The organism is Streptomyces tropicalis, assembly GCF_029269835.1.
In the GTDB taxonomy this organism is placed as follows: Bacteria; Actinomycetota; Actinomycetes; order Streptomycetales; family Streptomycetaceae; genus Streptomyces; species Streptomyces tropicalis.
On sequence record NZ_JARJBB010000001.1, the window covers coordinates 39,499 to 54,503 of the forward strand.

A 15,005-nucleotide genomic window follows, 5' to 3' on the forward strand; every position below is an offset into this window, starting at 1 on the left:
CGTCGTGACCACCGTCCGGCTCCCGCTCTTCCCCCTGAACTCGGTGCTGTTCCCGGGGCTGGTGCTCCCGCTGAACATCTTCGAGGAGCGCTACCGCGCCATGATGCGCACGCTCCTCAAGACGCCCGAGGACGAACCGCGCCGTTTCGCCGTGGTGGCGATCCGCGACGGCCACGAGGTCGCCACGACCGCCCCGGGCATGCCCGATCCGACGGCCGTGCCCGAACGCGGGCCCACCGCCGGGTTCGGGCCCGACCCCGTGCGGGCCTTCCACGGCGTGGGCTGCATCGCGGACGCGGCGACGATCCGGGAGCGGGCGGACGGCTCCTTCGAGGTGCTGGCGACCGGGACGACCCGGGTGCGGCTGCTGTCCGTCGACACGAGCGGCCCGTATCTGACGGCCGAGCTGGAGGAGCTGCCCGAGGAGCCCGGCGACGAGGCGGGCGCGCTGGCCGAGGGGGTGCTGCGGTCCTTCCGGCAGTACCAGAAGCGGCTGGCGGGGGCGCGGGAGCGGTCGCTGTCGACCGGTGCGGAGCTGCCGGACGAGCCGAGCGTGGTGTCGTACCTGGTCGCGGCCGCGATGATGCTGGACGTGCCGACGAAGCAGCGCCTGCTGCAGGCGCCCGACATCTCGTCCCGGCTGCGCGACGAACTGAAGCTGCTGCGCGCGGAGACGGCGATCATCCGTCATCTGCCCTCGCTCCCGGCGTCGGAGCTGACGCGCAGCCCGACCAGTCTGAACTGACACCGCCGACGGGACCGGCAGGAAGGCGCGGGGAGCTCCCACATGGCCAAGAAGGCGAAGAAGCAGCAGGCGGGGGGCACCCCGGCGACTGTGTCGCTCGGCACGGCGGGCGTGGACCACGCGATCCACTCCTACGACCACGATCCCTCCCACCCGTCCTACGGCGAGGAGGCGGCGCAGGCCATGGGCGTCTCCCCGGAGCGGGTGTTCAAGACGCTGGTGGCGGACGTCGACGGCACGCTGACGGTGGCCGTGGTCCCGGTGGCCGGCTCCCTGGACCTGAAGGCGCTGGCGGCCGCCGTGGGCGGCAAGCGGGCGGCGATGGCGGACCCGGCGCTGGCCGAGCGGACGACGGGCTACGTCCGGGGCGGCATCTCCCCGCTGGGCCAGCGCCGGCGGCTGCCGACGGTCCTCGACGAGTCGGCGCGCGCCCACGCCACGATCTGCGTCTCGGCGGGCCGGCGCGGCCTGGAGGTCGAGCTGTCCCCGGACGACCTCGCCCGTCTGACGAACGCGGTCCTCGCCCCGATCGGGCGCGCGTGAACGCGTAGCGGCCGGGAGCGGCCCGGAGCACCGGCTGCGGTCGCCCGCCCCGGGTCCGCGGACGCCGGCCGAGCGGCGTCCGACGACGGCGGCGCACGGCGGAGGCCGAGCACGACCGAGGCAGGACGCGGCGGAGGCCGGGCACGACCGAGGCAGGACGCGGCGGATGCCGGCGGCCCGGGCACGGCGCGGCGGGTGCCACTTGCGGCCGAGGCAGGGCGCGCGGCGGTCCGGGCGCGCGGCGATGCGCCCGCGGCCCGGCGGGAGCCGTCCCCGCGGCGGGCCGTGGGGAGGTGCTACGCCGCCGGGGTGCCCTCGTGGGGGCCGTCGGAGGAGGTGTCGTGGCCGTAGAGGTGGCCGTGGGGATCGGGGTCCCGGGGGCCGAAGAGGGCGGTGAGGCCCAGGTGGACCACCAGCGCGGCGAGCGGCCACGCCAGCAGCGCGCCCTTGGCCCCGAGCTTCAGCGGGGCGGAGAAGACGACGCCCTTGCCGACGGCCTTCGCGTGGGCGATCACGTCCTGGCCGGGGCCGAGCCAGACGCCCAGCCGCCACGCCAGCAGCGAGCCGAGCAGCGCGCCGACGCCCAGGCCCGCCACGAGCGGCACGCCCCCGCGCCGGCGGGCGAGGAAGACCGCCGCAGCGCTGACCGCGCCGAACGCCAGCGCGAGCAGCGTGAACGTTCCGTCGACGCCGATGGCCTGCTCGCCCTCGGTGTCCTTGAAGTAGACGACCCAGCTGTTGTCCACCACGTCCGCGACCAGCGGCACGTGGGGGGCCAGCCACCACCACAGCAGCCCCAGCAGTGCCCCGGACAGCGTCACGGCCGCCGTGACCACGGCTCCCTCACGGATCTCGGCCGGCATCCCCGGCCCGTCCTGTCCGTAGGAGGGGATCGCGGCACCGGTGGTCGGCATCTGCCAGGCCTGTCCGCGGGGGTCCTGCCCGGCCGGCGCGGCCCCGTCGGACTCGGACGCCCCGGAGGACGGGGAGGGCTGGGAGGGCCGCTGGTGCGGCGGCGGAGGTGGAGTCAACGGAGCGGTCACCCTGTCATCGTGCCAGGTACGTCGGCCGGCCGCGTCACCGGACGGCCGCCCGCCGGTACGCCCAGGTGGCAGCGGCCAGGGACACCACCCCGACCGCGGCGCACACGGCCATGTCACCGGCCACGAGCGCCCAGTCGGGGTGGGCGGAGAAGGAGCGGGCGTAGGCCTCCACGCCGTAGGTGGAGGGCAGCAGGTCGCGGGCCAGGCGCACGGCCTCGGGCATCCGGTCGGGCGGCAGCACGCCCAGCAGCAGCGCCGCGGACATGCCGAGCTGGCCGAGCAGGGTCGCCAGTTCCGGACGCGGCGCGAGCAGGCCGCAGGCGGCCCCGAGCCCGGACAGCGCGGCACCGGCGAGCGGGACCACGGCCAGCAGCACCCACAGGTTGCCCAGCGGGAGCCCGAACAGCACGCAGCCGAAGACGGCGGTCACGACCGTCCCCGGCACCGTGAAGGACGCGTACGCGGCGGCGGCGCCCAGCACCACGGCGGCGGGCGGCACCGGCAGCGTCGCGTAGTGGTCGAGGCCGCCGCTCGCCCGCAGATGCCCGAAGTACTGGGCGAGGAGGTTCAGCGCCACGTAGGCGACGACCACGATCGAGGCGCCGGCCACCACGGAGCGGGCCTCCCCGCCGCCGCCGACCACCCCGCGCATCATGACCATGATGCCGACGGACTGGAAGGTCGCCACGAACAGCAGCGGGATCCGCGCCACGCGGGCCCGGGACAGCTGGGCCCGGTACACGGCCGCGAGGGACGGCCAGAGCCGGGCCCGCGGTGCGAGCACGGCGGCGTCCCGGCCGGTAACGCCCCCGGCGGTCCTGGCGCCGGACAGCACACCGGCGGGTACGGCACTCACGTCGAACTGCTCCTCATTCCCTGCGGCGAACGTGTTCCGCACCCCGGTCGCGTTCCCGGCGCCGGGGGCTTCACCCCCGCCGCCCGCGTCGTCCCGTACGGATCCCCGGGCCCGCGTGCTCATGCCTTCACCAAACCCTGCCGGGCCGCGCCGCCGAGCGCCAGGTAGACGTCCTCCAGGCTGGGCGTGGCGAGGGTGAAGTCGTCCAGGGCCTCGAAGGCGGCGCCGCCGGTGACCGTGGCGACCGCCGCCCGGGCCTCCTCGGGGGCGAGCCGCAGGGTCCAGCGCCGGCCGGACTCCACCGCCCGCTCCCGGAGCGCGGCGACCTCGGCCACGTCCAGCGGGGCGCCCTCGCGCCACACCAGCTCGACCCGCACCTCGCCGGAGACCCGCTCCTTCAGGCCGGCCGGGCTGTCGCAGGCGATGACCCGGCCTCGGTCGAGCACGGCGACCCGGTCCAGCACGGTCTCGGCCTCGATGACGTTGTGGGTGACCAGCAGGACCGTGGTGCCGCGCTCGGCGCGCCGGCGGTCGACCGCGGACCACACCGCGCGGCGCGCCACCGGGTCCATGCCGGTGGTGGGCTCGTCCAGGACCAGCAGCGGGCGCTCGCCGACCAGCGCCGCGGCGAAGCAGGCGAGCCGCCGCTGGCCGCCGGAGAGCTTCTTCAGCGGGCGCCCGGCGATCGGCGCGAGACCCAGCTCGTCGAGGACGGCGTCCCGCTCGGCCCGCGCGCTGCGGGCGTCCAGGCCGCGCAGCCGGCCGGTGGTCTCGGCCGCCAGGGAGACGGTCAGCTCGTCCAGGGCGGTGGACTCCTGGCCCAGGTAGGCGAGGATGCGGGCGGCCCGCTCGGGGTGCGCCACGATGTCGTGACCGAGGATCTCGATGCTGCCGCCGTCCGGCCGCATCAGCCCGGTGAGCTGGCGGACGACCGTGGACTTGCCGGCACCGTTCGGCCCGAGCAGGCCGAAGATCTCGCCGCGGCGGACGTCGAGGGCGACCTCGTCGGTGGCCCGCACCTCGGGGGCGCCGGGGGTGCCGCGCCGGGCGCGCAGGGCGGGATAGGTCTTGGTCAGCCCGCGCACCGCGCACACCACGTCGTGCTGGTGCCGAAGTGCCTGTGCCGCGCGCGTACTCACAAAGGACGAGACTACGGGGTCCGGGGCCTTTACTCGTCCTTGGGGCGTCCCGTCGGGCCCGCCTCGCCGGCGGGGACGTGCTCGGTCGCCGTGCGGACGTCGATCTCGCGCCAGAAGCCGGCCCGGATGGCGTAGCGGTCGTGCTCGTCGATCTGGTCGTCCTTGTGGGCGAGGAGCCCGAAGCGGGCCGCGTACCGCAGCAGCTCCCCGTCGATGCGGTGCGGGACGCGCGGGTACATCGCCGACAGCCTCTGGAGGTGCGCCTGCTCGCCGAGCCGTTCGACCCAGCGGCGGGCGAAGACCTGGCCGACCTCGTAGGGGTCGCCGCCGACCGTGGTGATGTCCTCCTCGCGGTCGGCCCAGCGCTGCTCGGCCGTGGTGAGCTGGGCCAGCGTCGGCATCGAGGCCGCATCGGCCGGCTCGGCGGCCGTCCCCGGGCGGTCCACCCAGCCGCGGTCGGAGGACCAGCGCAGGGTGGCCGTGGCGGGGTGCGCGGCGGGCGGGACGCCGTGGGAGCGCAGGGCGGCGAGGTCCTTGGGGGTGGGGACGCCCTTGGGGGTCTGGGCCCGCTCCGCCACGCCGTTGCGGGTGGCGTCCCCGGCGGGGTGGTGCTGCTCCTCGGCGGGGCGCTCCGCGGAGCCGGGCGCGGACTCGGGCAGGGGTGCGGAGAGGATGGCGGCGATCTCGGGGCGGGGCGCGGGCGGCGGGGCGCAGACGCCGGTGAGTTCCCTGGCCCGGACGGCCTTGGTGATCCAGGTGCGGTCCAGGACGCGGCGCTCGTCGGCCTCGGCCACCAGGTCCTCGGACTGGTTGTAGTCGCCGTCGGCGGCCTGGACGGCCCAGAGGTGGACGGCGACGCCGTGTTCCTTGGCGGCCATCATCCCGGGCAGCAGGTCGCCGTCGCCGGTGACGAGGACGACGTCGGAGCAGGCGCGGTTGCGGGCCAGTTCGGTCAGCTCGGCGTGCATGGCGGCGTCGACGCCCTTCTGCGCCCAGCGGCCGTCGCTGCGGGTCAGGGCGCCCAGCCGGACGGTGACCCGGGGCATCACGCGCAGCCGCCGGTGCTCGGGCTGGGGGACGCGGTCGGGGGCGCCGTCGAACCAGTAGATGCGCAGCAGGGGCCGTTCCGTGTCGGTCTCGGCCTGGTCGCGCAGGCCCTGGACGAGGGCGTTGTGGTCGACGGCGATCCGGGACCTCGACGGCTCCCCGGCGAGGAGACTGGCGGCGGCCCCCAGCAGATACCCGGCGTCCACCAGGACGATGCAGCGGTCCACGCGTTCCACCCTCTCTCCGGGAGGTTTGCTTCGGGCTTGCTTCGAGTCTGCCCGACGGCGCCGGGGTTGGGGCCTGAACTCGATCTTCGGCGTGGCGTTTCCGGGCCCGGCGTGGCCGAGCATGCCTGTCACATACGGTAATTGTCCGACATGCGTTCTTTGTCGGGCTATGTGAATCTGGTCGCGGCCCTGGCCCCTAGATCCCCCCCAGGAGGTTGATCACCATGGCCAAGAACCGCAAGCAGGACCGCACCCGTCCGAAGGCGTCGGTGGGCGCGAGCGCCCCCCGCGAGTCGGAGCGGTCCGCGATGGAGCCGCAGCCCGAGCACCACGCCGGGCCGGTGGCCCCCGCTGATATGGCGCGCAAGGGCCGTCAGAAGCGCTTCGGCCACAACTGACGGCGGCGCCCCGGCCGTTGTGGGCCGGGGCAGGTGCGAGGGGCGTACCCGGTTGCGGGCACGCCCCTCGTGCGCTCCGCGGGGCCCCTGGCGGGGTCCGCGGAGGCCCGTCAGCCCGCGAGGCAGGCCGGGCCGAGGAGCACCTTCAGGTCGCCGAAGAGCGCCGGGTCCGGCTTGACCCGGTGCCGGTCCAGGCGCAGCACCGTGGTCTTGCGCGGGCCCTGGAGCTTGATGCGGACCTCGCTGTCGCCCTTGTGGTGGCCGAGGATCTCGCCGAGGCGGCTGACCATGGGCGGGGTGACCCGGGTGGCCGGGATGGTGAGGACCACCGGCGCGTTGGTGCCGGCGTTCGACAGGTCGGGGACCATCAGCTCCATCGCGACCAGGCGCGGCACGTCCTCCCGCTTGTCCAGGCGGCCCTTGACGAACACCACCGCGTCCTCGACGAGTTGCGTGGAGATCAGCTGGTAGGTCGCCGGGAAGAACATGCACTCGATGGAGCCCGCGAGGTCCTCGACCGTGGCGATGGCCCAGGCGTTGCCCTGCTTGGTCATCTTGCGCTGCAGGCCGGAGATGATGCCGCCGATGGTGACGACCGCGCCGTCCGCGTGCTCGCCGCCGGTCAGCTGGGCGATGCCCGCGTCCGCCTTGTCGGACAGCACGTGCTCCAGGCCGAAGAGCGGGTGGTCGGAGACGTACAGGCCGAGCATCTCCCGCTCCTGGGCGAGCAGGTAGGTCTTGTCCCACTCGTCCTCGCCGAAGACCACGTCGAGCCCGAAGCCGGGCTCGCCCGCGGCCTCCTCCCCCATCCCGCCGAAGAGGTCGAACTGCCCCTCGGCCTCCTTGCGCTTGACCGCCACCACGTTGTCGATCATCGGTTCGTACTGCGCGGTGAGGCCCTTGCGGGTGTGGCCCATGGAGCCGAAGGCGCCGGCCTTGATCAGCGACTCCGTGGTGCGCTTGTTGCAGACCACGGCGTCGACCTTGTCGAGGTAGTCGGGGAAGGAGGCGTACTTCCCCTTGGCCTTGCGGCACCTGATGATCGACTCGACGACGTTGGTGCCGACGTTGCGGACGGCGGAGAGGCCGAAGAGGATCACGTCGTCGCCCTGGGCGGCGAAGTTGGACTCGGACTCGTTGACGTTGGGCGGGAGCACCTTGATGCCCATGCGGCGGCACTCGTTGAGGTAGATCGCCGACTTGTCCTTGTCGTCCTTGACGGAGGTGAGGAGGCCGGCCATGTACTCGGCCGGGTAGTTCGCCTTCAGGTAGGCGGTCCAGTAGGAGACGAGGCCGTACGCGGCGGAGTGCGCCTTGTTGAAGGCGTAGCCGGCGAAGGGGACCAGCACGTCCCACAGGGCCTGGATGGCCTCGTCGCTGAACTCCTTCTTCCGGGCGCCCTCCTGGAAGAGGACGAAGTTCTTCGCCAGTTCCTCGGGCTTCTTCTTGCCCATCACGCGGCGGAGGATGTCGGCCTCGCCGAGCGAGTAGCCCGCGATGATCTGGGCGGCCTTCTGCACCTGCTCCTGGTAGACGATGAGGCCGTGGGTGACGTCCAGGACCTCCCTGAGCGGCTCCTCCAGCTCGGGGTGGATCGGGGTGATCTCCTGCTGGCCGTTCTTGCGCAGGGCGTAGTTGGTGTGGGAGTTCATGCCCATCGGGCCCGGCCGGTACAGGGCCGACACGGCGGAGATGTCCTCGAAGTTGTCGGGCTTCATCAGCCGCAGCAGCGAGCGCATGGGGCCGCCGTCGAACTGGAAGACGCCGAGGGTGTCGCCGCGCTGGAGCAGTTCGAAGGTCTTGGGGTCGTCCAGCGGCAGGCTCAGGAGATCGATGTCGATCCCCTTGTTGGCCTTCACCATCTTGACGGCGTCGTCCATGATCGTGAGGTTGCGCAGGCCCAGGAAGTCCATCTTCAGCAGGCCGAGCGACTCGCAGCTCGGGTAGTCCCACTGCGTGATGGTCACGCCGTCGGTGTGCCGCACCCAGACCGGGACGTGCTCGGTGATGGTCTCGCTGGACATGATCACGCCCGCGGCGTGCACGCCCATCTGCCGGACCAGGCCCTCCACACCGCGCGCGGTGTCGATGACCTTCTTCACGTCCGGCTCATTCTCGTACATGCCGCGGACCTCGCCGGCCTCCGAGTACCGGGGGTGCGCGGGGTCGGTGATGCCGGACAGCGGGATGCCCTTGCCGAGGACGTCGGCCGGCATCGCCTTGGTGATCCGGTCGCCCATCGCGTACGGGTAGCCCAGCACGCGCGCGGAGTCCTTGATCGCGTTCTTCGCCTTGATGGTGCCGTAGGTGCCGATCATGGCGACCTTGTCGGCGCCGTACTTCTCGGTCACGTACCGGATGACCTCGACGCGCCTGCGCTCGTCGAAGTCGATGTCGACGTCGGGCATCGAGACGCGCTCGGGGTTGAGGAACCGCTCGAAGATCAGGCCGTGCGGGATCGGGTCGAGGTCGGTGATGCCCATGGCGTACGCGACGATCGAGCCGGCCGCGGAGCCTCGGCCGGGGCCGACCGCGATGCCGTTGTTCTTGGCCCACATGATGAAGTCGGCGACCACGAGGAAGTAGCCCGGGAACCCCATCTGGATGATGACGTCCATCTCGTACTCGGCCTGCCGCTGGCGGTCGTCGGGGACGCCGCCGGGGAAGCGGCGCTCCATGCCGCGGCGGACCTCCTCCTGGAACCAGGTGACCTCCGTGTAGCCCTCGGGGATGTCGAACTTCGGCATCAGGTCGCGCTTCTCGAACATGCCCGTGGTGTCGATCTGCTCGGCCACCAGGAGCGTGTTGCGGCAGCCTTCCTGCCAGGCGTCCGAGGAGTCGATGGCGTACATCTCGTCCGTGGACTTCAGGTAGTAGCCGGTGCCGTCGAACTTGAAGCGGTCGGGGTCGGAGAGGTTCTTGCCGGTCTGGATGCACAGCAGGGCGTCGTGGGCGGTCGCCTCGTGCGCGTAGGTGTAGTGCGAGTCGTTGGTGACCAGGGGCGGGATGCCGAGCTTCTTCCCGATCTCCAGCAGCCCGTCGCGCACCCGGCGCTCGATGTCGATGCCGTGGTCCATCAGCTCCAGGAAGTAGCGGTCCTTGCCGAAGATGTCCTGGTACTCGGCGGCGGACTTCAGCGCCTCGTCGTACTGGCCGAGGCGCAGCCGGGTCTGCAGCTCGCCCGAGGGACAGCCGGTGGAGGCGATGAGCCCCTCGGACCACTGGGCGATGGTCTCCTTGTCCATCCGCGGCCACTTCTGCAGCCAGCCCTCGGCGTAGGCGTCCGAGGAGAGCCGGAAGATGTTGTGCAGGCCCGTCCGGTCGGCCGCCCAGATGGTCTTGTGCGTGTAGCCGCCGGAACCGGAGACGTCGTCCCGCTTCTGGTGCGGCTGGCCCCACTGGATCTTGCGCTTGTTGCGCCGGGACTCCGGGGCGACATAGGCCTCGATCCCGATGATCGGGGTGACTCCGGCCTTCTGCGCGGTGTGGAAGAAGTCGTACGCCCCGTGGAGGTTGCCGTGGTCGGACATGGCGATGTGCGTCATGCCCATCTCATTGCACGCGTTGAACATGTCCTTCAGCCGCGCGGCACCGTCCAGCAGCGAGTACTGGGTGTGGACGTGCAGGTGCGTGAACGGCGGCTTGGACACGGTGGCGGCCTCCAGGGTTCGGGTGCCACGGCGCTCGGGCGGCGGGAGGGCGGGTGCCGACGGGCTCCGGACGGGTCTCGGGGGGACAGCGTCGAAGTCTATGCCCCGGCACTGACACTCGGCGGCGTCCGCCGCGTACCTTCGGTGCGAGGAATCGGCGGGCACTCCCCCGCGCCGCCGGACGTTGGGCGTGGGGGAGGCGTCCGGCCGGATCCGCCCCAACGTCTCGAAACGTCTCGTACCACCCCGTACCAGGAGGCACCCAGCGATGTCGGTACCCCAGCTCAACGACGAGCAGCGCGGCGAGGAGATCCTCTCCGTCCTCGACACCGCCTTCGGCGAGCTCCTGGCCGCCGACCCGGCCGCGTTCCGCGTGAAGTTCCGGAAGATGGCGGCCTCGGCCTTCGCGTTCTACCGCGGCACGGCCTGCCTCTTCTACCACGACCTGGAGGCCGAGAAGCGCGGCGGACCCTACCTGGACGAGCGCACCTCGCGCGTGTGGATCCACGGCGACCTGCACGCGGAGAACTTCGGCACCTACATGGACTCGAACGGGCGCCTGGTCTTCAACGTCAACGACTTCGACGAGGCCTACGTCGGCCCCTTCACCTGGGACCTGAAGCGCTTCGCCGCCTCGATCGCCCTCGTCGGGTACGCCAAGGCGCTCAGCGACGAGCAGATCGGCGAGCTGGTCGCGGTCTACGCCGCCGCCTACCGCGAGCGGGTGCACGCCCTGGCCACCGGGGCCAAGAGCGACGAGGTGCCGCCCTTCACCCTGGAGACCGCCGAGGGCCCCCTGCTGGACGCGCTGCGCGCCGCGCGCTCCCTGACCCGCTTCGAGCTGCTGGACTCGATGACGGAGATCCGCGACTTCGAGCGCCGCTTCGCGGGCGGCGGCGGCTCCATCGAGCTGGACGCGGCCACCCGGTACAAGGTCCTCGCCGCCTTCGACGGCTATCTGGAGACGCTGCCCGAGACCTCCCTGGCCCGCCCGGACTCCTACCGTGTGAAGGACGTCGTGGGCCGCCGCGGCATCGGCATCGGCTCGGCCGGCCTGCCGTCGTACAACATCCTGCTGGAGGGCCACAGCGACGCCCTGGAGAACGACGTCGTCATCTACATCAAGCAGGCCCAGACCCCGGCGGTCTCCCGGCACATCACCGACCCGGCGATCAGGGGCTACTTCCAGCACGAGGGCCACCGCACGGTGATCTCCCAGCGCGCGCTGCAGGCGCACGCCGACCCGTGGCTCGGCTGGACCGAGCTGGACGGCTCCGGCCAGCTGGTCGCCGAGGTCTCGCCGTACGCGGTCGACCTGGACTGGAGCGACATCGACGACCCGGAGGAGATCGCGCAGGTGGTCGCGGACCTCGGCCGGGCCACGGCGACGATGCACGCGGCGGCCGACGACCAGTCCGGCGAGTCGCTGGTGCCCTTCTCCACCGAGCGGGCCATCGACGCGGCGATCGCCGCCGACGAGGACGGCTTCGCGCCGCTGCTGGTCGCCTTCGCGCACGACTACGGCGCCCGCGCCCGGGCCGACCACCAGATCTTCCTGGACCTCTTCCGCAACGGCAGCATTCCGGGTCTGTGACGGAACGGGCCGCGCAGGGCACCCTTTAAGGGCCCCTTACCGCAGCCCGTGACAGACTCTCCTCTCGCTATGGACATATCCGGGACCCAGCTCAGAGCCGTGCGCGCGGCGCTGTTCACGGCCGTGGTCGTGACGCTCAGCACCGCGTCGCACGTACTGCTGTCCCGGGTCCCCCTGCCGGTGAACACGGTGGCCGCCGTCGCGGCCGCCGTGTTCGCGCTCGCCTTCGCCCTCGCGGGCCGCGAGCGCGGCTTCGGGCGGATCGCCGCCCTGCTGATCCCGCTGGAGCTGGCGGCCGACACCGTCTTCACCACCGGCCAGCACGTCTGCTACGGCCGTGCGGGCGGCCCGGTCGCGGGACCGCTGCGCTCCGTCGGATTCGACGTGCTGTGCGGCGGGGGCCCGGACGTCGGCATGCCGCTGGCGCATGTGACCGGGACGGACACCGACCGGCTCGCCGCCACCCTCGCCCACGCCGCCCCGGCCACCGCCTGGCTGCTGCTCGCCGCGCACGTGGGCGTCGGCCTCCTCGCGGCCGCGTGGCTGCGCCGCGGCGAGCGGGCGCTGGCCCAGCTGCTGCGCGCGGTGGCCGCGAGCACCTTCCGGCCGCTGCTGCTCGCGGTCGCCGCCGGAGCCGTGCGCCCCGCCCCCGCCACCCGCCGGCCGGCCGCTCCCGCACCGCGGGCCGCCGCTCTGCGCGCCCGCCTGTTCGTGCACACCCTGGGACGCCGCGGACCGCCCCGCCCCGTCGCCGCCCTCGTCTGAGCGGCACGCCCCGTCCCCCGCACGTACCCCCCGCGCACGAGAGCTGCGCGTCCCACAGGAGAAGACCACCATGAGCCAGCGGAACAGTCAGTCGGCGAAGACGGCGGCCCGTGAGCGGCTGCGCGCCGAACGCGAGCGCGACGCCAAGCGGGCCAGGACCCGGCGGCAGCTCGTCGTCGCCGGCGCGGTCGTCGCCGTGCTGGCGGCGGCCGGCGGCATAGGCTACGCCGTCGTCCAGGCCAACAAGCCCGGCCACTGGGAGGCCGTGAAGAGCGAGAAGGTCGTCGCGCCCGCCCACACCACGGGCACCGACGGCACGACCGTCGTCCTCGGCAAGGACACCGCCAAGAAGACCCTCAAGCTCTACGAGGACCCGCGCTGTCCCGTGTGCGCGGCGTTCGAGCAGTCGGTCGGCACGACGGTGAAGAAGGACCTGGACGACGGCACGTTCAAGATCCAGTACGTCGGCGCCACCTTCATCGACGACCACGACAACGGCGAGGGCTCCAAGAACGCGCTGAGCGCCCTGGGCGCCGCGCTGAACGTCAGCCCCGACGCGTTCCTCGCGTACAAGTCCGCGCTGTACTCGGCGAAGTGGCACCCGGACGAGACGACCGACAAGTTCAAGGACGACGCGTACCTCCTCCAGGTCGCGGACACCGTGCCCGCGCTGAAGGGCGACACGGCCTTCCGGAACGCGGTGAAGAAGGGCACCTACGACGCCTGGGCGATGGCCATGTCGAAGACCTTCGACACCAACAAGGACGGGGTGAAGGGCACTCCGGGCCTCGTCATGGACGGCAAGCAGCTCAACGGGGGTCAGCCGCTGCTGACGGTGGCCGACTTCAACCGGGTGGTCGGCGCAGCCCTCAAGGGCTGACACCGCGCCACCTCCGGCGTGCACGTGAAGAGCGGGCGAACTTTCGGGGTTCGCCCGCTCGTGCGCATACCGATCAGTAACCTGATCGGTCGTGACCAGTCGAATCAGATCGTCCGAGGCACTCCAGCGCCTCGGCTCCCTCCCGCCCCGCCGCCGTACGGTCGTCAAGGCCGCGGCGGCGACCGCTGTCCTGGCAGGCCCGCTCGCCGCCGCCCTTCCGGCCCGCGCCGCCTCGGACACCCCCGCCTTCCTGCACGGCGTCGCCTCCGGCGACCCGCTGCCCGACGGCATCCTGCTGTGGACCCGCGTCACGCCGGTCCCGGAGGCGATACCCGGCTCCGGGACCGGCCCGGACACCGAGGTGATCTGGGTCGTCGCCCGGGACAAGGCGTTCACCGACATCGCCTCACGGGGTTCCACCACCGCGACGGCCGCCTCCGACCACACCGTGAAGGCCGACATCCGCGGCCTCGCCCCGGCCACCGACTACTGGTTCCGCTTCACGGCCGGCGGCGTCGACTCCCCGGTGGCCCGCACCCGCACCGCACCGGCGGCCGACGCACGCGTGCCCGGCCTGCGCTTCGGCGTGGTCTCCTGCTCCAACTGGGAGGCCGGCTACTTCTCCGCCTACCGCCACCTGGCCGCCCGCAACGACCTCGACGCGTGGTTGCACCTCGGCGACTACATCTACGAGTACAAGTCCGGCGAGTACGCGGCGCGGGGCACGGTGGTCCGCCCGCACGCACCCGCCAACGAGACCATCACGCTCGCCGACTACCGGATGCGGCACGCCGAGCACAAGACCGACCCCGACCTGCAGGCGCTGCACCACAAGGCGCCGGTCGTCGCGATCTGGGACGACCACGAGTTCGCCGACAACGCCTGGTCGGGCGGCGCGGTCAACCACACCGAGGGCGCCGAGGGCACCTGGACCGCGCGTCAGGCGGCCGCCAAGCAGGCCTACTTCGAGTGGATGCCGGTCCGCCCGGCCCTCGCGGGCACCACGTACCGGCGGCTGCGCTTCGGCCGGCTCGCGGACCTGTCCCTGCTGGACCTGCGCTCCTTCCGCTCCCAGCAGGTGTCCGGCGCCGGCGGCTCCGTCGACGACCCGAACCGCACGATCACCGGCCGCGCGCAGCTCGACTGGCTGAAGGCGGGCCTGAAGTCCTCCGACACCACGTGGCGGCTGATCGGCAACTCGGTGATGATCTCCCCCTTCGTCGTCGGCTCGCTCTCCGCGGACCTGCTCAAGCCGCTGGCCAAGCTGCTCGGGCTGCCGCAGGAGGGACTCGCCGTCAACACCGACCAGTGGGACGGCTACACGGACGACCGCCGCGAACTCCTGTCCCACCTGCGGTCGAACGCGATCGGCAACACCGTCTTCCTGACCGGCGACATCCACATGGCCTGGGCCAACGACGTGCCCGTGGACGCCGGCACGTACCCGCTGTCGGCGTCGGCCGCCACCGAGTTCGTGGTGACCTCCATGACCTCGGACAACCTCGACGACATCGTCAGGGTCCCCGAGGGCACCGTCTCCGCGGTCGCCGCCCCGGTGATCCGCGCCGCCAACCGGCACGTGCACTGGGTGGACACCGACCGGCACGGCTACGGCGTCCTGGACATCACCGCCGAGCGCGCGCAGATGGACTACTACGTGCTCTCCGACCGCACGCATCCGAACGCGACCTCGTCCTGGGAGCGTTCGTACCGCACCCGCTCGGGCACGCAGAAGGTCGAGCGGACCTACGACCCGGTGTGAGCCCCGCTCCGGGGCCGCCCGCGCCACCGGGCCGGGCGGCCCCGGACGCCGCCGGCGTCTGCCGCTCGCCACCACCTGGCGGAGCCCGCGTCAGGAGATGCGCTCACTCGCCGGCCCGGCACCGGGTGGGCCCCTGTGGCGGAGGGCCCGGCCTGCGGGTGGTACGCACCACACCCCGGCAGCCCGTGGCGCATACCGTTGTCGGTGTGCAACAGTAGGGGGACGAAGAGACTGGCCGACCCTCGAGGTCGCCCATGGACGCTGGACATCGCCCCTTCCTCGGGCATTCAGCTCCGCCATCGTCGGCGCGTACCCCTCGGGGACGTTTCGTCTTTGGGCTCATCACCCCCTGGAAG

Annotated in this window: 12 protein-coding genes; 7 read left to right on the forward strand and 5 right to left on the reverse strand. The window is 72.7% G+C overall.

Going from position 1 to position 15,005, the window contains the following annotated elements; all coding sequences use genetic code 11:
* Positions 1-4 precede the first annotated feature (4 nt).
* Positions 5-745 carry an LON peptidase substrate-binding domain-containing protein gene (locus P3H78_RS00190; RefSeq protein ID WP_276106623.1) on the forward strand — a complete coding sequence of 247 codons (741 nt, stop codon included), beginning with the start codon at positions 5-7 and terminating at the stop codon, positions 743-745.
* A gap of 42 nt (positions 746-787) precedes the next feature.
* On the forward strand, positions 788-1,288 hold the full coding sequence (gene ybaK / locus P3H78_RS00195; RefSeq protein ID WP_276106624.1) for a Cys-tRNA(Pro) deacylase: 501 nt from the start codon (positions 788-790) through the stop codon (positions 1,286-1,288).
* A 296-nt stretch (positions 1,289-1,584) separates the two neighbouring features.
* On the opposite strand, the gene P3H78_RS00200 is transcribed toward ybaK, so the two are convergent.
* From P3H78_RS00200 to P3H78_RS00215, 4 genes are all read right to left on the reverse strand, one after another.
* The gene (locus P3H78_RS00200; protein WP_276106625.1) at positions 1,585-2,331 is read right to left on the reverse strand and encodes a hypothetical protein; all 747 of its coding nucleotides are present in this window, start codon (positions 2,329-2,331) and stop codon (positions 1,585-1,587) included.
* Between the two features lie 34 nt (positions 2,332-2,365).
* Entirely contained in the window at positions 2,366-3,187 is an 822-nt protein-coding gene (locus P3H78_RS00205) for an ABC transporter permease (protein ID WP_276106626.1), read from the reverse strand.
* Positions 3,188-3,306: 119 nt separating this feature from the next.
* The gene (locus tag P3H78_RS00210) at positions 3,307-4,281 is read right to left on the reverse strand and encodes an ABC transporter ATP-binding protein (protein WP_276107303.1); all 975 of its coding nucleotides are present in this window, start codon (positions 4,279-4,281) and stop codon (positions 3,307-3,309) included.
* A 74-nt stretch (positions 4,282-4,355) separates the two neighbouring features.
* Complete coding sequence (locus P3H78_RS00215; protein WP_276106627.1) at positions 4,356-5,600, reverse strand: NYN domain-containing protein; 1,245 nt, start codon at positions 5,598-5,600, stop codon at positions 4,356-4,358.
* Positions 5,601-5,824: 224 nt separating this feature from the next.
* Between P3H78_RS00215 and P3H78_RS00220 the strand changes: the two genes are divergently transcribed.
* The gene (locus P3H78_RS00220) at positions 5,825-5,998 is read left to right on the forward strand and encodes a hypothetical protein (protein WP_276106628.1); all 174 of its coding nucleotides are present in this window, start codon (positions 5,825-5,827) and stop codon (positions 5,996-5,998) included.
* Positions 5,999-6,108: 110 nt separating this feature from the next.
* Here the strand turns inward: P3H78_RS00220 and dnaE are convergent, their stop codons facing one another.
* Entirely contained in the window at positions 6,109-9,648 is a 3,540-nt protein-coding gene (gene dnaE / locus P3H78_RS00225; protein ID WP_276106629.1) for a DNA polymerase III subunit alpha, read from the reverse strand.
* A gap of 268 nt (positions 9,649-9,916) precedes the next feature.
* On the opposite strand from dnaE, the gene P3H78_RS00230 reads away from it, so the two are divergent.
* From P3H78_RS00230 to P3H78_RS00245, 4 genes are all read left to right on the forward strand, one after another.
* Positions 9,917-11,242: a DUF2252 domain-containing protein gene (locus P3H78_RS00230; protein WP_276106630.1), complete on the forward strand. Its 1,326-nt coding sequence runs from the start codon at positions 9,917-9,919 to the stop codon at positions 11,240-11,242.
* A 69-nt stretch (positions 11,243-11,311) separates the two neighbouring features.
* Entirely contained in the window at positions 11,312-12,007 is a 696-nt protein-coding gene (locus P3H78_RS00235; protein WP_276106631.1) for a hypothetical protein, read from the forward strand.
* 70 nt (positions 12,008-12,077) lie between these two features.
* A complete protein-coding gene (locus P3H78_RS00240; protein WP_276106633.1) occupies positions 12,078-12,887 on the forward strand; it encodes a thioredoxin domain-containing protein in 810 nt (269 codons plus the stop codon).
* Between the two features lie 91 nt (positions 12,888-12,978).
* Entirely contained in the window at positions 12,979-14,649 is a 1,671-nt protein-coding gene (locus P3H78_RS00245; protein ID WP_276106634.1) for an alkaline phosphatase D family protein, read from the forward strand.
* Positions 14,650-15,005 lie beyond the last annotated feature (356 nt).